We start from the raw sequence: 19507 nt of genomic DNA, 5'->3' as shown, positions 1-19507 counted from the left end.
ACATCGGTTTCCGCCATCGCGTAGATCATCGGGATGATCTGGCGGCCGGCGTCGATCGAGCCGAACGGGCCGGATGCCCCGACTGTCGCGTACTGGTTGAACATCGCGGTCGTACCCGGCGTGTCGGACAGTCCAAACTTGCCGGTCGTGGTGTTGAACGAGCCCTGCAGCTTGAAGTTGATCTTGTAGCCGCCGCCAATGTCTTCGCTTCCCTTCAGGCCCCAGTAGCTGGCATAGATGCCGCCGTCCTTGAGTTGATAGACATGGCCCAGGTTCGCTGCGTGCGGCTGGAACGATGCCGCCGAAGTGCTTTGATACAGCAGTCCAGAGTCGAGTATGCCGTAGAGCGTCACCGACGATTGGGCATGGGCGGCCGTGGCGAACATCGCCAGCGCCGCAATACTGCTCAGTTTCAACTTTGATTTCATTTTGTCTCCTCTGGTTTTGGGGGACGCCGCACGGACCCCGGCGGCTTTCTGGTTGATCGAATTAAACTAAATTGCTGCTGCGTCGGCGTGTCAGGGCGACAGGTAGTCGTCCCCGTACTGCTTTCGCAACGGGTGCTTGAGCACCTTGCCGGTCGCGACGCACACCGTCGCGTCCGGCTTCCTTCTGGCGTGGCACTATCTGTTCTGCGGATCGCCGGTCGAGCGCAACATGGCGTCCACGATTGCGCCCGGCGAATACGCACCAGACAGCGTCAGGGCTGAATCGATCACAAAATGCGGCACACCCCTGACCTCCTCGGCCTGCGGCAAACGCGGGATCGGCATGTTGTCATCGCGCCGCGACGCCGCCAGATGTTCAGCGAGGCCCCCGGCGTCAAGACCGCACGCGAGGCCAATTCGCTCGAGCACGTCCGGGTTGCCGATGTCTTCGCCGTCCATGAAATAGCCGGTGAACAGACGGTCGATCAGCGCCGCCGGCTGGAATCCGGCGCCTGTGGCGACGGCCCAGGACCAGCATGCCGGCGATAGACGGCAGCGCGACGAGCCAACACCATCGCGCTTGGTTTCTCATGCAAGAGCGTTTGGACCTTTGGCCATAAAACGCGGGCGCACATTCGCTGTCGATAAGCGACAAAGGGCACCATCCCATGCGAGATGTGTCACGTGGCAGCCGGCACCGGTCCGACTCAATGCTCGATCAGACTCATCACCTCGGCCGCTGCTCGCCCCTCACTCAACAGCCGGGCCATGATGTTCATGGCAGGCGTAATGTGATGAAAATACCTTTTGTAGCCTGCGCACAGATAGTTGAGTCCCGACTCACCGTCAGAGGTCTTGATAAATCGATTCTTTGGGCATTCACCATTGCAGGCAAAGCGAAATTCACAACGCACGCAATCTGACGGGAGGGTTGTTTCCTTCGCCGCGCCAAAGGCTCGCTGCGCGGGCGACTGAATCATGGTTGCCAGGTCGTCCGCCGGCAGACTGCCCAGGCGATACTGCGGATACATGAAATGGTCGCAAGAGTAGACGCTACCGTCATGCTCCACGATCGCGGCGTTGCCACAACGCACACTGAAAATGCAGGCGCCGGGAGCCAGTTGACACCATGACGCCAAAGCCCACTCGAAATTCATGACGTGAACGGTCCCGACGTCGTTGCGGACCCATTCATCGAATACTGCCGTCAGGAAGTCTCCGTATGCGAGCGCGCTCACCGTGTGCGAAGTCACTGCCGGCTCCAACTGGGATAACGGACTTTCCTTTGCTACTTCACGCGAGCTCAGTGTCGGCGGCATTGCGAAGTGCAGGCCGATGACCGTTTCCTTGGGTTGGGCGGCCCGCTCCACAACAGGATTGAACTGGATGAAATTAGCGCCTAGTCCCTTGAGGTGGTGATAGATCTCCAGAGGATGATCCACATTGGCACTCGACACCGTGACCAGTACGTTGAAGTCCACGCCGTGACGCGATAGCACCGCCAGACCACGCAGCGTATCGTCATAGCTCGACTTGCCCTTCTTGTCAGGCCGCGCGACATCGTTGAGCGCGCGCGGACCGTCCAGACTGACACCCACCAGAAAGCGTTCGCGCTTGAGAAACGCGCCCCACTCGTCGTCGAGCAAGGTTCCGTTCGTCTGCAACGTGTTCCGAATCTGCTTACCCTGGGAATATTGCCTCTGCAACGCCACGGCACGCTCGAAAAACATTAGCCCCATCAACGTAGGCTCACCGCCTTGCCACGTGAACTCAACCTCACCCGCTGGCTGGGCAGCGATGTATCGTTGCACGTACGCTTCGAGCACATCGTCGGACATCCGGAAGCGTTGGCGCGGCGGGAACGCGTTTTCCTTTTCAAGGTAAAAGCAATATCCGCAGTCCAGATTGCAAAGCGGACCAATCGGCTTCGCCATCAGATGAATGCCGGTTAGCGATTCTGAGGTCGTGCTGTTCATGAGTTGGCGAGCCGTTCGACGGGCGGTAACTAATCTTAGGGACGAAGGACGACCTGGAGCTTCCCGATCGCCTCAGGCACGAATTCGCCGTCTTGGGGAATGCGCTTTCTGAAACTCGGTCAGGAACTCCTGGAACGTCGATATGTGCGATCGTCTGCGTCAGTCACCGCGCCATCGAAGGCTGCGCTGTGACGGCTGCTTCACATCGATACGCCATGGTATGAGATGCGAAAGCCCACCACCTGTCATTGGAGTCAAAAGAGTGGTCCTTGTGAAACCGTTCCAATCGCACAGACCCGTTCGGCCCGTCGCTCATCGGGCGCCGAGCGCTCGCCTGGCGATGTCGCCTTCGTAGTAGCGCGACGCAAGCAGGAACATCACCGCCGCAATGATCGACATCAACGGTGCAACGGTTAGCGCTGTCTTCAGATTCGCGACGTCGGATAGCATGCCAACCAGATAGGGACCGGGCGCCATGCCCAGCAAACTGGCAGCCAGGACGGCCGTCGCTGTAACCGTGGCGTGAACCGCCGGATTCGTGACGTCGATCAACATGGCTACGGCAGACCCGCCGTGTGCGGCAGCAAACAACGCCCCGCCAATGAACAAACCCAACCCTGCCAGACCGGGTGGCAGCGCAAAGGCGGCAGCAAGCATCAAGCCGGAAACCAGTGCATACGCAGCAGGTACGATAGCCCGGTATCGCGGCCTTCCTCTGCTCAGCCGATCGGCGATCCCGCCCCCGAAGAGCATGCCGATACCGACCGAGAGCACGACCACGGCCGCCATCAAAGCCGCCTTCTTCGGATCCAGGCCGTAGAACCGGTTGAAGAACGTGGGCACCCATGCAATCAGGATCGCCGGGATTCCCATTTGCAGACCAAAGGCGACGAACGTGAAGTTGCCTGAACGGGTGGCGAATACTTCTTTGACGATTTGCGAAAGCCGGAGCGCGGCCTTCACAGGCGCGTTGGAAGTGGCGCCCTCGTGCAGATTCGGGACCTGGTAGTCGCGTACAAAGAGCGGATAAGCCACCGCGAGCAACAAGCCCGGCGCCCCTACGGCAAAAAAGGCATAGCGCCATCCCAACTGACTCGCGACAGCGCCACCGATGATGACCCCCAAAACCGAGCCGAAAACGCCTCCTGATTGAAACGCACCCAGGACGGCAGAGCGCTTGCCGACCGGGAAGGTATGGGCAAGAAGCGCCGCGCCTGCCGCTGCATAGGCAGCCTCGCCGAACCCGACCAGCGCGCGAGCCACGAGCATTTGGGTGTAATTGCTCGCCAACCCGCACGCTATCGTCGCCAGACACCAGACGAAGGCCATGAGGGTAATGCTCTTGACGCGCCCCCAACGATCGGCGACAAGCGAAAGCGGAATGGTCATGACGCCGACAACGAGCGACACGACACTCACGAGGGCACCCAGTTGCGAGTCCGACACCCCCCAGGTCGACTTCAACAGCGGGAATACGGCGCCCATGACCTGGCGAGAGAGGTAGTCGGAAAGGATCAACCCGAACGTCAGTGCGAATACGATCCATGGATAGGCTTTCGAGCCTTGATACGCTCCGGCGCCGCTCATGCCGCCCGTTGAAAGTACGCCCACGGTTTTCATGTCTGATCTCTCTCTGTCTCAGTGTGGCTGGACCGTATCGGTCAACCGGGTACAAGCGTCGCTCGGCAGGGAGTGGTCCGGATGCCCAAGGAAGATCTTCGCTATCAGCCGTTGAATGCGCGTGCCGTAAGGCGGACGAAACAGATGGACCGGAAACCAGCGATTCATGGTCAGCACCGACTTGCCGTGTGACAGCGCCCGGAAACCCTCCGGTCCACGCCAGCTTCCGATGCCCGAGTTTCCGCTTCCTCCGAACGGCAGATCGCCCTGGAACACATGCCACGCCCAATCGTTGATCGTCATGCCGCCCGAGTGGACGTCGCGCGTCAGCCGCCGAACTTCGCCTGCATCGCTACCGAAGTAATACAGCGCGAGCGGGCGAGGCCTGGCCGTGATGTATCGAATGGCTTCGTCCAGTGAATCGCACGGCACCACGGGAAGTATCGGATTGAAGATCTCTTCCTGCATGACGCGCATCTCTGGCGTCACACCGGTCACGACCTGCATCGTCACAATGCGCTGGCCATCTCCCGGGCCGCAGGAGGTCACCGTGGCTCCCTTTTCAATGGCATCGGCCAGCAATTCACGGACGCGGCTCGCATGACGATCGGAGGCGATACTGGTGTAATTCGGATCGTTGACCGGGTCCGGATACATGCGCTGGAATGCGCCCACGGCGGCCGCAACGAATTCGTCGATGCGCGCGCGAGGGACGAGCGCGTAGTCCGGTGCCACACAAGCCTGACCGCCGTTGAATGCCTTGCCGTGCGCGATCGAGCGCGCGGCTGCCGCTATCGAAGCCGAACCACTCACGATGGCGGGTGACTTTCCGCCCAGTTCCAACGTTACCGGCGTCAGGTTCGCCGACGCAGCGCGCATGATCTCTTTGCCGATGGCCGGCGAACCGGTGAAGACGATGTGATCCAGAGGCAGACTGGCGAACGCCTGCGCCAACTCAACTCCACCGCCGAAAACCGCTACCTGCTCGAGCGGAACGATCTCCGCCAGCATTTCACGCAGGACCACGGTGCTGCGTGGTGAATATTCCGACATCTTGATGATCACCCGATTGCCCGCCGCCAATGCCATGATCATCGGACCCACGGCTTCGACGATTGGAAAATTCCAGGCGGCAATGACGCCTACCACGCCTTTGGGCTGGTAGACGACCTTGGCGCGGTTGGTGGTGAACATCCGGTCGGTACGACGCCCCTGCGGCTTCATCCAGCGCTTCAAACGGGATAACGCATGGTCGATCTGCAACGCTGGAAACATCACGTCAAGCATCTTGCATTCGAACTCGGAGCGGCGACCGAAGTCGTCGCTCATTGCCGTCGCGAGCCGATCCTGATAGCGCCGCAGGGCGACGCGCACCGCTTTGAGATCGCGCTTGCGCTGTTCCAGATCGGGATACGGGTTCTCCAGGCTAGCAGTGCGCTGCCGGGCAAAGATGGCGTTCAGATTCTCAATGGTGTCTTTCATTTCCCGGCTCCTTGCGCCTTTGTCTTTCCACGACATCGATCGACCGCCGATATCCGGGGCCTTCGCATTCAGCCGGTCCGGTTGCCGGGTGAATCGACGCGACCCTGCTCAGACCGCGCGCCACTGATCGCCCCAGTACTTTGCGCGAACGTCCTTCTTGAGCAGCTTGCCAACGGCACTGCGGGGAAGCTCGGCCCAGAATTCGACGCTTTTGGGCGTCTTGGTGCTGCCCAACTGCTCCTTGCACAGGGCCATGATCTCTTCCTCGCTTACGGCTTGACCCGCCTTGCGCTGGATAACCGCTTTGACCGCCTCACCCCATTTGTCATCGGGTACACCAACGACGATGCAGTCGAGAACAGCCGGGTGCCCTTGAATCACCTTTTCGATTTCGACCGGAAACACGTTGAAGCCCCCGGTGACGATCATGTCTTTCATACGATCGAGGATGGTCACGTATCCACGAGAATCCTGTATCCCGACGTCGCTCGTGTGGTGCCAGCCAAAGCCTGAAACCGCGGCGGTGTCTGCAGGTTTCTTGTAGTACCCCTGCATCACCATCGACGACCGCACCACGATTTCACCGCGCTCGCCCGGGGGCAGCAGATTCCCTTCGGGATCCATGATGGCGAGGCGCGCAACGTCAACCGCCTTGCCTGCGGCCCTCACGACCTCTTCATCGAAGCTGCCGTCACTCATGAGATAGTCGGCCGGGCCCTTGACCAGAATCGGAATGAGGGTCTCGGTTTGCCCGAAAGCCTCATACATGATCGGACCGAACACGCGGACGGCTTCCTTGAATTTCTCCGGTGCGATCGGTGCCGCGCCGACGATCAACGCCTGCAGCGATGAGAAGTCGGTCTGCGCGGTCCGGGGGTGCGCCAGCAAACCGTAAATGGCCGTGGGTGGCAGATAGAGATGGGTGACCTTTTCTTCTTCGATCAGCGCAAGCAGCGCTTCCGGGTCGAAGCCCGGCATGATGATGTTCGTGCCGCCCTTGATCGTGAACCCAAGCGCCAGGAGCCCCGCAGCGTGAGTCAAAGGCGCGACACACAAATGGCGGGACTCGGAAGTCACGCTAAAGCCGGCGGTCAGGCCAAACCCCATGAATTCAAGGCTTCGATGCGTGTGCACCGCGCCCTTGGATGGGCCCGTGGTCCCGCCGGTAGGTTGAAGGAAGGCACGCGCGTTGGGGTCTTCCGGGCCATTGCGGAAAGGGCTCCAGCAATCCTTCAGCCATTCGTCCATCGACTGGCCGTGCTCGGACGCGCCGTCGATGCAGACATACAGTTTGGCTTTCGACAGCTTTGCCTTTAGTACCGGGATATTGCTTTCGAAATAGCTGTGAAAGAACACGATATCCGTATCGAAGTACTCCAGCACTTCTGCATTGGTCTCGAACGAATTGCGAATATGCACCGACAACCAGGCGAAGTCCGCCAGGTTGATACCCAGGTGCAGCAAACTCACCCGATAGTCGTTGGGTGCATAGATCGCCACGTGCAGGCCGGAGCCGCCCTGGCGCTCACGGGTCAACCCGTTCGCCACCGCATGCACGTATGTCCGGGCCTCGCCGAACGTGATGCGGGTTGCGCCATCGACAAAGGCGAGGTTGTCTGTACGAAGCGTAGCTGCGGCGTCGAAATAGTCGGCCAATCTCATTCGTTATCTCCAACGGTGCTGGATTTGAAACACACAAGGACCATCCGGACTTACTTCGCCCGCATGCGCGACGCGGCATCGAGGCGTACGGTCTCGCCATTGACGTAGGCGTTTTCGATGATGAAGGTGCAGCAGTGCGCAAACTCGCGCATGTCGCCCAGACGCTTCGGCGCCTCCATCTGCTCTTTCAGCACGCTCAGCACCTTCTCGTCGAGACTCGCGACCATCGCGGTCATGAACAGGCCTGGGGCGATCGCGTTGACACGCACCCCGATCGAACCCAGTTCGCGTGCGGCGGGCATGTTCATGCCGATGATTCCTGCCTTCGTGGCGGCATAGGCGCTCTGTCCGATCTGGCCTTCGTAGGCCGCGCCGGACGACACGTTGATCACCACGCCCCGCTCCTCGCCTGCCTCCGCCTCATTGTTGGCCATCTGCTCGGCACACTTGGACATGACGTTGAATACGCCGTTGAGATTCACGGCAGTGGTTTGCGCGAACCTGGCGAGCGGCGCGGCCTTCCCTTCCTTGCCCAGCACCTTGAAAGCGGTGGGAACGGCGGCACCGTTGATGCAGACGTGGATCGCGCCGAAGCGGGCCACCACGGCATCGACCGCCGTCTGCACTGACTCCTCGTTACTGACATCGGTTTTCACGAACATGGCCCGCTCGGCCCCGATATCGGCTACTGCCTTTTCACCCGCTTCGACGTTCAAATCGAAAATGGCTACGTAAGCACCCTTCTCCTGCACCAGGTAAAGCGCTGTGGCGAGGCCAAGCCCCGATGCACCGCCAGTGATGACGATGACTTTGTCTTGAATATGCATTGACTATCCGAATAGGTAATTGAGGGATACGAGTCGAGTCTTGACGACGTCGTCAACCGGCGTCGCTCAGAACGCGTTGACCCCGGTCAGCGCGCGACCGATGATCAGTTGTTGAATCTGCGTCGTGCCCTCGGGGATCGGCACGACGATGGCTTCGCGAGCGAGTTTCTCCACCAGGAATTCTTTCGTTACTCCGTTGCCACCGTGAATCTGCACGGCCTGGCGCGCGATCTTCACCGCGGATTCGCACGCGAAATACTTCGCCATGGCGGCTTCCATCTCGGCCGGCACGCCCGCTTCGATCATCGATGCGGCGCGTTGCGTGAGCAGACGCGCTGCGTCGACGTGGGTGGCCATTTCTGCAAGCATGGCCGAGATCAGTTGGTGGCCTGCTATGACCTTGCCATGCTGTTTGCGCTCCGAGGCATAGCGGACCGCTTCCTCCAGCGCCCGGCGGGCGATACCCAGCCCCTGCGCGGCGACGAAAACCCGCGAACGCTCGAACATCGACAGCGTGTTCTTGAGTGCCTCGCCCTCGTTGCCGAGCATATTGCTGGCGGGCACGCGCACGTCCGTGAGGAAGATCTGCGCGGTCGACTGGCTGTTCCAGGCGATCTTGTGAATGTCCCGCACCTCGTAAGGGTGCTCCTTGCGGTCGAGCAGGAAGTGCGTCAGGCCTCGGCGCGGATCATCGCCGGTCCGGCAGGTGCAGATCAGGATATCCGAGTAAGCGCCGTTGCTGATCCAGGTCTTCTCGCCGTTGATGATGTAGTGATCCCCGTCCCGCCGGGCGCGCGTCTTGATCTCGAGCACATTGGAACCGACATCCGGCTCCGAGATGGCCGCGCTGCAAAAGAGTTCGCCGTTGAGCAGCCCCGGGAGATAGCGTTTGCGCAAATGCGCCGGGGCCAGCTTGGCGACCATCTGGGCGCAGAAGCTGTTGATCAGTACGGGCACCGACAGGTCGATCGAGGTGGCTGCCACTTCCTCGAACAGCATGATCATGGTGAGCCAGTCCAGCCCCAGGCCGCCATGTTCCTCGCTGACGACCCCGGAGACCAGTCCAAACTGAGTGAGTTCACGAATGACCTCGCCCATTTGCTCGCGCGGTACGAATTTGTCGCGATACACCTTGTTGAAAAGCGGGTCCGCCTTGTCTGCGAGGTAACGCCGCAACCCGTCTATCGCGCCTTGCTGCTCTTCGGTTCTGAATACGTGTCCCATATTGCCCTTCTTGAGTGATTTACTGTCTAGCCAGGATCGTGACCGCAACGACGGCTTCTTCGATACCGTAGAGGCCGCCGCCGTTTTCCTGGATCGCCACGCGGGCGTTGTCGACCTGGCGCTTGCCGGCCTCGCCACGCAGTTGCGTCACCAGTTCGTGGATCTGGCCAAGCCCCGTTGCCCCGATGGGGTGTCCCTTGGATTCGAGACCGCCCGAAGGGTTGATGGGCATGCGTCCGCCAATCGTAAACTCGCCGCGTTCGGCTGCGGGACCGCCTTCGCCGAAAGGCACCAGCATCAGCGACTCGGCATTGAGGATTTCCCCGATGGCCGAGGCGTCATGTACTTCCGCCACGTCGACATCGGCAGGCGCGATGCCGGCCTCGTCGTAGGCTTTCTTCGCAGCGAGGTGGGCGACGATCTTCTGCGGCTCGTCGATGCTGCGTGAACTCCCGGTTTGAACGACGCTGGCCAGCACGCGCACCGCACGACCTGCTGCGCCATTCAGGCGTTTGAGGCCGGCCGCGTTGCACAGCACGACGGCAGCCGCGCCATCGCTGATCGGCGAACACATCAAGGTCGTCAACGGATAGGCGATCGGCGGCGACGCCAATACCTCGTCGATGCTGAAGGCCTGCTGGAACTGCGCCAACGGGTTATGCACCGAGTGCTGGTGGTTCTTGGCGGCAACTGCCGCGATCTGTCGCTGAGTCGTGCCATAGCGCAACATGTGGTTGCGGCAAATGGCGGCATAGACGTCCATGAAGACGCTATAGGGGCGCTTGGACATGGTGCCGGGCGGCGGTACGATGCCGTGGCCCATCGACAGCAACGTGGCCATGTTTTGCTCGACCGTCGACACGTCCCAGCCGCCGTCGAACGCGCTGAACATCTTCGCCTTGTCGGGGATATTCATTTTTTCCGCGCCCACGGCCAACGCTATGTCGCAACTGCCGGCCCGCAGTGCCAGCGTCGCCAGATTGAAGGCGGATGAACCCGTGGCGCAAGCGTTCTCGACGGTAACGACCGGAACGCCTTCGATACCCAGACGACGCATGGCGATCGGTCCGGGGATGGCCGTCTGGCCTTGAAACTGGCCGTTGGTCATGGTGCCGTAGTAAGCGCAACCGATATCCGCCGTCGCGCAGCCGGCATCCTTCAGAGCCAGCCCGACGGCCTCTTCGACCATGTCATACACCGACTTTTCAAGCAGGCGTCCGAACGCGGTCATGCCGATGCCAACTACATAGATGTCGTTCATTTATTGTTCCCGTAACCTGCGTTTTCAGCGACCCTTGAACTGCGGTGCGCGTTTTTCGGAGAAGGCTTGCAGTCCTTCGTGGAAGTCGAAGGTGCGCATGTGCTGACGCAGCATCACCTGCTCGTGCAGCAAGGCGTCGTCGCGCGTCTTGTCGGCGGATGCCCGCGCCACTTCCTTCATGCGGCGCAATGCAACCGGACTCTTCCTGGCGATATGTTTGGCGAGCTTCTGCACGGCATCGGACAGGCCCGCATCGTGATGAACCTCGCAGACGAGGCCATGGGCCTTCATCTCGGTCGACGACAAGGACTTGCCGGTAAGAAGCAGATACATGGCGACGTTCAGCGGAACCAGGCGCGGCAGGACCGCCGCCCCGCCCGCACCCGGATAGACACCGAAGTTGGCGTGGGCGTCGGCGATCGTGGCACTCTCGGCGGCCACTACCAGGTCCGCGCACATCGCCAGCTCCAGGCCGCCCGCCATCGTGACGCCGTTCAACGCCGCAATCACCGGCTTCGCGAAGTTGCGCAACCGACCGAACACGAAGTTCGCCCGGTCGAGAAAATCGGCTTCGCCAGGAGCAGCTGTTCCCCCTGCTAGCACTTCCTTCAAGTCCGCGCCGGCACAGAACGCCGCACCCTTACCGGTGAGCACCACCACTCGAACTTCATCGTCGACTGCGATCTCTGTCAGACGGCGATCCAGTTGGGCGAGCATGGCGAGGTTCAGCGAATTCATCGCGTTGGGACGATTCAGCGTCAGGCACGCTACCGAATCGGTGACCTCATACAGCAAAACGTCTTCGTTCACGACATCTCCACAAATCTGATTTGATTGGTCCACAAGCAACCCGCACTGGGTCACGACTGCGAATACCCCAATCGTAGAGGGAGCCGTGTTCGACCACAGGTCATTGGCGTGAAGCCACAGGTCCCGCCGATATGTCCCGGGGACGCAGTCAGTTGGAGGGCAGTAATTGCCCGATCTCGGCTTCGCTTAAACCGGCGGCCCGGAGAATCTCCGCACCATGCTCGCCGCGCTGCGGAACGGCGCCGACCGGGTCCGCCGGCGTCACCGAAAAGCGCGGCGCCGGCGCTGCCTGCAACACGCCATCCCGCTCGCTATAGATGCCACGGGCGGCCATATGCGGGTGCGTCATTGCCTCGGCCGGGGTCAGCACCGGCGCGAAGCACGCATCGCTTCCTTCGAGCAGGCTGACCCAGTGTTCGCGTGGCTGCGTGGCGAATAGCGACGCCATCCGATCACGCAGCGAGCGCCAGCGGCGCGGGTCGTACGGATTCTTGAAAGCCTGGTCGTCGCCAAGGCCAAGCTTTCTGAACAGCATGGCGTTGAAATGCGGCTCGAGCGCCTGGACGCTGACGAAATGGCCGTCGGCGCAGGCATAAGTACCACTCCAGTGCGGGCCGTCGAGCAGGCCGCGACCCCGCTCCAAGGGCTGCTGGCCCGCGGCGTGCGCAGAGAGCAGCAAGTTCATCAGGTTGGCGCTGCCATCGACGATCGCGGCATCCACCACTTGCCCGATGCCTGTGCGACGCGCGTTCAATATGCCGGCCAGAACGCCCATCGCGAGATACAAAGCGCCACCTCCGAGATCGCCGACGAGCGTCGGAGGCGCCAGCGGGGGTCTTCCCGGCTCGCCAGCAAACCACAGTGCACCGGAAAGCGCGATGTAATTGAGGTCGTGCCCGGCGGCTTGCGCCAATGGCCCTTCCTGCCCCCACCCCGTCATGCGTCCATACACCAGACTCGGATTGCGCGAGAGACACGTCTCCGGTCCGAGGCCAAGTCGCTCCAGGACGCCTGGGCGCATGCCTTCAATCAGCGCGTCAGCACCGTCGATCAGGCGCAGCACCGCGTCGACCGCCTGCGGATCCTTGAGGTTCAGTGCCAGAGAACGCTTGCCGCGATTGATGATGGCGCTTTTGCCAAGATCGAGCATGTCGACGCCCGCGGTGCCCGCGCGCTCGACAAGGATGACCTCGGCTCCCATGTCGGCCAGCAGCATGCCGCAAAACGGCCCCGGCCCGATGCCGGCAATCTCGATGACACGGATTCCGTCCAGAACGCCCATAGCGCTGCTCCTTGATAAGATATGAGTGGTGGGAGCCGAGGGGACTCGGCCCAAGAAGAGATGGATAGAAGGGAAGCTGTCGCTTGTCGATTCGAACCGCTTCATCGAGCGCGGTGCATTTGCGTGCGCTCTCAGCGTTGTCGATGGTCGGGCTGACATGAGCGCAGGAAGCGCGATGAAAACATCGCGCTCGTCGCAGTTCATGTCGAATACTCGTCAATTGGAAGCGAGCGATCTGCTCCGAACTCGGGTGCCCTATTTTTTTAATGCTTTCGCATCGGTCAAAGGCAGCCAGTGCAGCAAGCCGAACAAGATGGTCAAAAGCGCACTCACGGCCAGGGAGCCGCGATACAGCCGCACTTTCCTGGACGTGAATACGAGCTCGATTGCATGGATAACCAGGAATACCGAAGCGGTAACCTGCATCGTGTGAGACAGCTTGTTCGGCAAGAAGCACGCAAGACCGGCAAGCGCCAACCCATAGATTGCCAGGCAAGCTGCCTTCAAGACGACAAGCATTGCCTTTCCTCATCCAGCACGCCAGCCTCTGCGTTGATCATGTCCGCGGCTTTCTCCGCGATCATGATCGTCGGCGCATTGGTATTGCCGGATACGAGGTTCGGCATGATCGACGCATCCACCACGCGCAGTCCTGCTATCCCCTTTACGCGCAACCGGTCGTCCACCACATCGAGCGGGCCATGACCCATGCGACAGGTGCCTGCCGGGTGATAGGCGCTGTCCGCGTGATCGCGAATGAAGTCTTCAATTTGCGCGTCGCTCTGGAGACCGGCCGAGTTTCTGGATTCCTTGCCGCCAAAGCGCGTCAGCGCCGGCTGACGCATGATGTCGCGAGCCAGTTTGAAGCCACGCACCAGCCTGTCCACGTCGTCCTGTTCGGACAGGAAGTTGGTGTCGATCATCGGCGCGGCCAGCGCATCGGCGCTCGCCAGCGAAACACTGCCCCGGGACTTTGGACGCAACAGGCCGACATGGATCGAGTATCCATTGCCAAGCAATAGCTTGCGACCGTGATCGATGAGTTTGGCAACGATGAAAACCAGTTGCACATCCGCAAGCGCGTCATCAGGCCGTGTCTTTGCAAAGCCGGTTCCCTCGGCGAAATTGGACGTCAGCATCCCCTTTCTTGACCTCGACCAGTGGATCATTCCCTTGACGACCGACCAGATGCCCGTCGGCGAAAGGCCGAACAAGCCGCCCGGAACTCCCGCCTCATAGCTGTGAACGATGTCGATATGGTCCTGGAGATTCTTGCCGACACCGGGCAGATCATGAACAACGGTAATGCCATGCTGCTGAAGATGCGCGGCGGGTCCGATACCGGACAAGAGCAATATCTGAGGCGACTGCAACGCACCGGCCGACAACAACACTTCACGCGCGGCCCGGATCTCCTTGATCTCACCACCGCGCCGGTATTCGACCCCAACGGCACGCTTGCCTTCCATCAGGATCCGCGTGGTATGGGCGCCCGTGATGACCTGCAGATTCGGGCGTCCGAGATTGGGCGTCAAAAATGCCTTTGCAGTACTACAGCGCTCACCGTTCTTTTGCGTCACCTGGGTGAGGCCAACACCCAGCAAATGATCGCCGTTGAAGTCGGGGTTCGGCGCATGACCGGCCTGCAACCCTGCCTCGACGAACCCTCTTGCATAGACGCTCGGCTCCATGACATCGGCCACGTTGAGTGGGCCACCCTTGCCGTGGTACTGATTGTCGCCCCAGATTTCGTTGTGCTCCGATTTCCTGAAGTACGGCAGGACATCCGAGTAGCTCCAGCCGGCGTTACCCTCCGCGGCCCATCTGTCGTAGTCGGTCCTGTCCCCGCGTATGTACATCATGCCGTTGATCGAACTGCTTCCCCCAAGCGCCTTGCCGCGCGGCTGATATCCGACGCGGCCGTTAAGCCCCTTGTTCGGCGCTGTCTTGAAGGCCCAGTTATAGATGGGGTACGGAATCAACGCAGCCAGCCCGGACGGACACCGAATCAGTGCGCTGTTGTCCGGCGAGCCTGCTTCAAGCAGGCAGACGCTTACACGAGGGTCTTCGCTCAAGCGAGCGGCCAGCACGCAGCCCGCTGAGCCGCCGCCGATCACAATGTAGTCGGTCATGACAAGTAGACGATATGCACATCGTTGATCTCACCATTGAATTCGAATGGCGCGCGATCACGGTAGTCGAGACTCACAGGGCAACCCAGATCGATCCCGACGTTAAAGGTTTCACTGGCGCTGAAGGCGAGAGGCACGGTGGCAGGCACGCTCGCCCTGGCCGCTTCCACGCCGTCCATACGCATCACCAAGCTCGCGGGAGCCCCGGGTGCGGGACTGCTCACGATGGTTTCGAGATCGAAGCGATGCGCGCCAGGTTCGACGCATTCGAGCGACATCAGCTTGGTCCGCGCGACGCCCAGGAAGTTGTACTCATAGTGGAGGTAGCCGTCGTTCATATACAGCACCAGGCCACCCGCCACCGCCCCCAGCGCATAGAGCACGCCACTGGCTTTGGCCGGCACATTCACGTCCACCGTCACCCTGTTATTGCGCGCTCGCAGATTGGGTGCGCAAAATTCGGGTAGCCGGGTGACATCACGGTTGAAGTGCCACTCCGTCCGTGTCGTCCCGACACGCGCGCGTGGATTGAGCAGAGGCCCCAGACCGGCGCCGATCGGGTAGACATGATTGGCTCGTGCTTCGCTATCGAACTTCTGCTTGAGTTCTGCGAGCTTTGCAGGGTTATCGCTTGAAACATCCATGGACTGCGAATAGTCCTCGTCGAGCTTGTACAGGGCCCAAACGTCTTCGTCGGGGTTCCAGTTCGCATACGCGGCGTAGGCGCCCGGCAACCAGGGAATGCGCGGCCCGAAAACCGACGCCATCCAGCCATCCGCATAAATGCCGCGACTGCCGAACACTTCGAAGTATTGGTGTGTTTTTTGAGTGGCGACCTTGGCATCGGTGAACGTGTAAGCGAGACTCACGCCATCCAGCGGGTCCTGCTCGAAGCCATCGACCGATGCCGGCGGGGTAATCCCGATTACGTCGTAGATGGTTGGCGCAATATCGTTGACGTGGTGAAATTGCCCGCGCACTTCGGTGTCCGGCTCAATGCCCTTCGGCCACGAAACCGCCATGGGCACCCGAGTCCCGCCGAAGTATCCTGCCACCAGTTTGGTCCCCTGAAACGGGCTTTCACCCGCCCATGCCCAGGCCGCGTGGTACATATTGGCCACCTTCGGACCACCCAGAGCCGACAGGCCACCGTACTCCTCTTCGAGTATCTTCATCTGCTGCGCGAAAGGCATTGGAACGCCGTTGAGCGTCAGCATTTCGTTGATGGTTCCGCTCCAGCCCTCGGACGACGCGCCGTTATCGGACAGCACGTAAAAGATCAAGGTGTTATCGCGCAGGCCGAGGCGCTCAAGTTCATCCACGACCTTGCCCGCCTGAGTGTCGGCATGTTCGAGGAAGCCGGCATAGACTTCCATCAGGCGCGCCTGAAAGCGCTTTTCGTCGGCGCTGAGGCTTTCCCAGGCAGGCAGCGTATCGGGACGCGGCGTCAGATTGCTGTCGCCCGGAATCCAGCCCAGCGCCTTCTGGCGCCTGAAGGCCCGCTCGCGATAGACGTCCCAGCCGGTGTCAAACTTGCCTTTGTACTTGTCCGACCATTCGCCAAATACCTGATGCGGTCCGTGGACCGCGCCAGGCGCCCAATACATCAGGAACGGCTTGTCCGGCGCCAACGCATGTTGCTGGCGCAACCAGCCGGTGGCCTGGGTAGCCAGATCTTCACTCAAATGGTAATTCGGGTCGTTCGAGCGCTCGATAGGCGTGGTGTTCCGATACAGGCTCGGCTCGTATTGGGACGACTCCGCGCCCATGAAACCATAGAAGTAGTCGAATCCACAGCCCGTTGGCCAGCGGTCGAACGGTCCGGCGGCCGAGACATCCTGAGCAGGCGTGTTGTGCCACTTCCCGAATGCAGCGGTGCGGTACCCATAATGCTTGAGCACTTCCGGAATGGTCGCCGATGTCTTGGGAATTTCTCCGGTGTAGCCGTCGAAATCGCTCGCCAGTTCGGTGATGGTGCCCGATTCGACGCGATGGTGATTGCGCCCTGTCAGCAGGGACGCACGAGTCGCCGAGCAGATGGCCGTGGTGTGAAATGCGTTGTAGCGCACCCCCGTGTCGGCAATGCGACTGAGCGTGGGCGTATGAATGTCGCCACCGACCGTATCCGCGTGTGCAAAGCCGACATCATCCAGCATGATGATCAGCACGTTCGGAGCATCCGCGCGCAGATGCGTCGCCTTGGTCCGCCACTGATGGGTAGACTCGCCCAAGGTACGCGCGGCGACGCTGGCCGTCGGCTCCTTCGGAAACGGCAAACTCCGGGAGGCGTCTTCGGCAACGACATTGGGCCTTCTCTCTTCGCCGGCATCAGACGTCTCAGACGCCGAGGACGTGGGGCACAATCCGGATGCCGTAGGGCGGGTTTCATTGGTCATGGTTGTTTCCTGTCATTGACTGATACGTGACGCGAGTCGCGTGGGCGGGGGCGCCTTCGCGTATCGACGAATCTGCGATATTCTAGGAATGGCTCTCTTTCACCACCTGTCTTTGAAGGCAATCCAGTTGTCTTGCGCATGGGCCGCCCCGTGTAATCGTCTATTTGCGCGCGATTGCCCGATGCTCATGCCTCGACGATTTATGAGCGGGCGAATACCTTCCGAAACAGGGTGCCGCGGCGGCGGCGGCCGTTCATCCGCGTCCTTGGCGAGCTAGCCGGAAGAACGCCCGGCGAGCGACTTGACGGGGCCTGGAATGACGTCTGAGGGTGTGGTAAACACGGGGCGAGGCGGGAAATCGCGCGTAAGTGATACGATGCGCGCAAGCCGGCGCTGTCAAACGGGCTGACGCAATAGACCTTGATCCGAGCGCGTCGGGGCGCGGGAAGCGGACGGGCATTCATCGGGCAGGACAATCACGATCAACGGGGCATGCATGCAGTGCGAAATCGTCACGACTAATGGCTCAGCGCCCTTGACGGCGTCGACGGAAGATTACCCTCTGCGACTTGCCACCTGATCATGCAGGCAACGGACCACAGCAAATCAGACCACCGCCCGGTTCGAACGACGATCGGTGGCTATGGCCTGGCAATTGCCAAGGCACTCGAGCACAATGGCGTCGATAGCACCCGCATATTCCAGGCTGCGGGCATCCCTCCGTCGATGCTCAAGAATGACCCCCTGTGTCGACTCCCGGTAGACACGTTGACCAGGCTTTACAAGGTCTGTGTGGACGTCACTCACAATCCGTATTTTGGATTGACGGTCTCAAAATTCATCCAGGTTTCGAATCTGCACGCGCTTGGTTATGCCCTAGCCGCGAGTTCAAGCCTGATGGCCTTCTGTCAAAGACTGGAGCGCTTTTTTCGGCTGGCATCTCAGGCCTGCGAGATCGAGATCATCGAATCCGGGCAAGAGGTTTCGTTACGCACCAGAATGTTCGTGTCCGTTTGCGCTGAAACCGAGGACGCCTTTCTGGGTTTCGTCGTGCTCGCCATGCGCCAGCTTTACAAGCCGGAATTCAATCCCGTGCGGGTAGAGCTATCTCATTCGATGCCACGCGACGGCGGCAAACCCTACGAGGCCGTTTTTCGCGCTCCGGTCAAATTCGCACAGCCCGCCCCGCTGCTCGTGCTCTCGAGGAACGATCTGCAACAGCCATTGGCTGGAGCTTGCGCGGAATTGGCACAGCTGAATGACAACCTCGCCACCAACTACATTGCTCGGCTGGACAAAAGTGACGTCGTAAGCGCAGTCCGGCAGAAGATCATCGAATATCTTCCCAATGGCGATTGCACAAGAGATAAGGTGGCGAGCGCCATGTGTATGAGCCCGACTACCTTGCAATTCAAACTGTCTCAATGCGACACCAGCTTTCACGATCTGATGGACAGCACGCGCAGGCAACTTGCGTGCAGCTATGTGCAACAGTCCGCGCTGTCGATTACCGAAATCACGTTTCTATTAGGGTTTAGCGACACGAGCAATTTCACTCGTGCGTTCAAGAGGTGGGAAGGCGCGTCACCAACGGACTACCGCAGGCAGGCGCGCCCCCCCGCCGGTTGAAGGGTTGAAAAGAGGCATTCTCGATGCGCCGGATCAACATCCGCAAGCGAATCGGCGCAGCTTTACTCAACCTTCGCGCCGCGGATCGCCTCGTGCGAAGCGAGATCGCCGACGCGTTGATGGATCGCCACCTCCGGACGGCGCCCGTTTGGTCATCGGCGCCCGAGGCCCGGACCTGCGATGACGGTTCGCTTGATCAACGTTCATAGTGGATTTTCAGCCGTCTAAACGAGTGAAGCCACGCGAACGAGTGTTCCACTGACCAACGCGTCTTACCGAGGTCGTTGCCGTGAGGCGAGCTGTTTTGGCCAGTTCTGGGACGATGCCCCGCTTGTGCAAGCGCTCGCGGTGCTTCTCGGAACTGTAGCCTCGGTCACCTTGGACGATCTCGGGCTTGCGCGCCTCGTCGCAAGAACGAATCACGAAATCACAAGAACAGAAGTCCGAAGGTGTGAATTCGTCGAATCATCGCGTTCTTGCGCTGCCCGACCGCCCAACTTTTTAGAGCAGTCTTGATTGTTCGCTCGCGCATTGGAGCTGATCCTATGTTTATTTTGCGACGCGTAGCGCGGATAATAAAACCTGCGCGCGTGCAGACTCCCACCCTCTCAAGTGCTTCGACGCTTTTCTGCCTTAAAGGCCAGTTCAAAAAGAGCCCGGAGGGGCTGTTTACTTTTCCACGAAACGGTTAACCTTGGATGCCTGAACAACGGATCAAGGAATGCCGGCACCTATCATCGATGACGAACTGTGGGCACTGATCGAACCGCTACTTCCG

The 19507-nt window shown here is 60.5% G+C and carries 15 protein-coding genes and 1 pseudogene; 1 reads left to right on the top strand and 15 read right to left on the bottom strand.

Annotated elements, in window-relative coordinates; translation table 11 throughout:
* The 14 genes from AWB68_RS35410 to AWB68_RS35345 form a co-directional block, all read right to left on the bottom strand.
* Window positions 1–428, bottom strand: a 428-nt coding sequence (locus AWB68_RS35410) for a porin (protein ID WP_143281996.1), incomplete at its 3' end; no start/stop codon positions are given.
* Between the two features lie 195 nt (window positions 429–623).
* A complete protein-coding gene (locus AWB68_RS35405; RefSeq protein ID WP_087648916.1) occupies window positions 624–887 on the bottom strand; it encodes a DsbA family oxidoreductase in 264 nt (87 codons plus the stop codon).
* A 248-nt stretch (window positions 888–1135) separates the two neighbouring features.
* Complete coding sequence (locus AWB68_RS35400; protein ID WP_087648915.1) at window positions 1136–2404, bottom strand: anaerobic sulfatase maturase; 1269 nt, start codon at window positions 2402–2404, stop codon at window positions 1136–1138.
* Window positions 2405–2716: 312 nt separating this feature from the next.
* Window positions 2717–4024 carry an MFS transporter gene (locus AWB68_RS35395; protein ID WP_087648914.1) on the bottom strand — a complete coding sequence of 436 codons (1308 nt, stop codon included), beginning with the start codon at window positions 4022–4024 and terminating at the stop codon, window positions 2717–2719.
* A gap of 18 nt (window positions 4025–4042) precedes the next feature.
* Complete coding sequence (locus tag AWB68_RS35390; RefSeq protein ID WP_087648913.1) at window positions 4043–5506, bottom strand: aldehyde dehydrogenase family protein; 1464 nt, start codon at window positions 5504–5506, stop codon at window positions 4043–4045.
* A 108-nt stretch (window positions 5507–5614) separates the two neighbouring features.
* The gene (locus AWB68_RS35385; RefSeq protein ID WP_087648912.1) at window positions 5615–7168 is read right to left on the bottom strand and encodes a class I adenylate-forming enzyme family protein; all 1554 of its coding nucleotides are present in this window, start codon (window positions 7166–7168) and stop codon (window positions 5615–5617) included.
* A gap of 50 nt (window positions 7169–7218) precedes the next feature.
* On the bottom strand, window positions 7219–7995 hold the full coding sequence (locus AWB68_RS35380; protein ID WP_087648911.1) for an SDR family NAD(P)-dependent oxidoreductase: 777 nt from the start codon (window positions 7993–7995) through the stop codon (window positions 7219–7221).
* A gap of 66 nt (window positions 7996–8061) precedes the next feature.
* Complete coding sequence (locus AWB68_RS35375) at window positions 8062–9219, bottom strand: acyl-CoA dehydrogenase family protein (RefSeq protein WP_087648910.1); 1158 nt, start codon at window positions 9217–9219, stop codon at window positions 8062–8064.
* 19 nt (window positions 9220–9238) lie between these two features.
* Window positions 9239–10480 carry a thiolase family protein gene (locus AWB68_RS35370; RefSeq protein ID WP_087648909.1) on the bottom strand — a complete coding sequence of 414 codons (1242 nt, stop codon included), beginning with the start codon at window positions 10478–10480 and terminating at the stop codon, window positions 9239–9241.
* Window positions 10481–10504: 24 nt separating this feature from the next.
* A complete protein-coding gene (locus AWB68_RS35365) occupies window positions 10505–11290 on the bottom strand; it encodes an enoyl-CoA hydratase/isomerase family protein (protein WP_087648908.1) in 786 nt (261 codons plus the stop codon).
* 148 nt (window positions 11291–11438) lie between these two features.
* Complete coding sequence (locus AWB68_RS35360) at window positions 11439–12572, bottom strand: CaiB/BaiF CoA transferase family protein (RefSeq protein WP_087648907.1); 1134 nt, start codon at window positions 12570–12572, stop codon at window positions 11439–11441.
* 255 nt (window positions 12573–12827) lie between these two features.
* The gene (locus AWB68_RS35355; RefSeq protein ID WP_087648906.1) at window positions 12828–13091 is read right to left on the bottom strand and encodes a hypothetical protein; all 264 of its coding nucleotides are present in this window, start codon (window positions 13089–13091) and stop codon (window positions 12828–12830) included.
* Entirely contained in the window at window positions 13076–14704 is a 1629-nt protein-coding gene (locus tag AWB68_RS35350) for a GMC family oxidoreductase (protein WP_087648905.1), read from the bottom strand. The genes AWB68_RS35355 and AWB68_RS35350 overlap by 16 nt, the downstream gene beginning before the upstream one ends.
* Window positions 14701–17100, bottom strand: coding sequence for an arylsulfatase (locus AWB68_RS35345; RefSeq protein ID WP_087648904.1), 2400 nt, complete (start codon window positions 17098–17100; stop codon window positions 14701–14703). The genes AWB68_RS35350 and AWB68_RS35345 overlap by 4 nt, the downstream gene beginning before the upstream one ends.
* A 582-nt stretch (window positions 17101–17682) precedes the next feature.
* Here AWB68_RS35345 and AWB68_RS35340 point away from each other — a divergent pair.
* Complete coding sequence (locus tag AWB68_RS35340) at window positions 17683–18729, top strand: AraC family transcriptional regulator (protein WP_087648903.1); 1047 nt, start codon at window positions 17683–17685, stop codon at window positions 18727–18729.
* A 196-nt stretch (window positions 18730–18925) separates the two neighbouring features.
* On the opposite strand, the pseudogene AWB68_RS35330 reads toward AWB68_RS35340, so the two are convergent.
* Window positions 18926–19125 (bottom strand): annotated as a pseudogene (locus tag AWB68_RS35330) (transposase); the annotation flags it as partial.
* Window positions 19126–19507: the final 382 nt, after the last annotated feature.

Source organism: Caballeronia choica (assembly GCF_001544535.1).
In the GTDB taxonomy this organism is placed as follows: Bacteria; Pseudomonadota; Gammaproteobacteria; order Burkholderiales; family Burkholderiaceae; genus Caballeronia; species Caballeronia choica.
Note: the sequence above shows the minus strand (reverse complement) of the source record. Positions and strands in the feature narration are given on the sequence as shown.

Bases quoted from the DNA above. Each gene is read 5' to 3' on its own strand.
- AWB68_RS35355 (WP_087648906.1), bottom strand. From the start codon at position 13,091: ATGCTTGTCGTCTTGAAGGCAGCTTGCCTGGCAATCTATGGGTTGGCG.
- AWB68_RS35400 (WP_087648915.1), bottom strand. From the start codon at position 2,404: ATGAACAGCACGACCTCAGAATCGCTAACCGGCATTCATCTGATGGCG.
- AWB68_RS35360 (WP_087648907.1), bottom strand. From the start codon at position 12,572: ATGGGCGTTCTGGACGGAATCCGTGTCATCGAGATTGCCGGCATCGGG.
- AWB68_RS35345 (WP_087648904.1), bottom strand. From the start codon at position 17,100: ATGACCAATGAAACCCGCCCTACGGCATCCGGATTGTGCCCCACGTCC.
- AWB68_RS35380 (WP_087648911.1), bottom strand. From the start codon at position 7,995: ATGCATATTCAAGACAAAGTCATCGTCATCACTGGCGGTGCATCGGGG.
- AWB68_RS35350 (WP_087648905.1), bottom strand. From the start codon at position 14,704: ATGACCGACTACATTGTGATCGGCGGCGGCTCAGCGGGCTGCGTGCTG.
- AWB68_RS35405 (WP_087648916.1), bottom strand. From the start codon at position 887: ATGGACGGCGAAGACATCGGCAACCCGGACGTGCTCGAGCGAATTGGC.
- AWB68_RS35395 (WP_087648914.1), bottom strand. From the start codon at position 4,024: ATGAAAACCGTGGGCGTACTTTCAACGGGCGGCATGAGCGGCGCCGGA.
- AWB68_RS35340 (WP_087648903.1), top strand. From the start codon at position 17,683: ATGCAGGCAACGGACCACAGCAAATCAGACCACCGCCCGGTTCGAACG.
- AWB68_RS35390 (WP_087648913.1), bottom strand. From the start codon at position 5,506: ATGAAAGACACCATTGAGAATCTGAACGCCATCTTTGCCCGGCAGCGC.
- AWB68_RS35370 (WP_087648909.1), bottom strand. From the start codon at position 10,480: ATGAACGACATCTATGTAGTTGGCATCGGCATGACCGCGTTCGGACGC.
- AWB68_RS35375 (WP_087648910.1), bottom strand. From the start codon at position 9,219: ATGGGACACGTATTCAGAACCGAAGAGCAGCAAGGCGCGATAGACGGG.
- AWB68_RS35385 (WP_087648912.1), bottom strand. From the start codon at position 7,168: ATGAGATTGGCCGACTATTTCGACGCCGCAGCTACGCTTCGTACAGAC.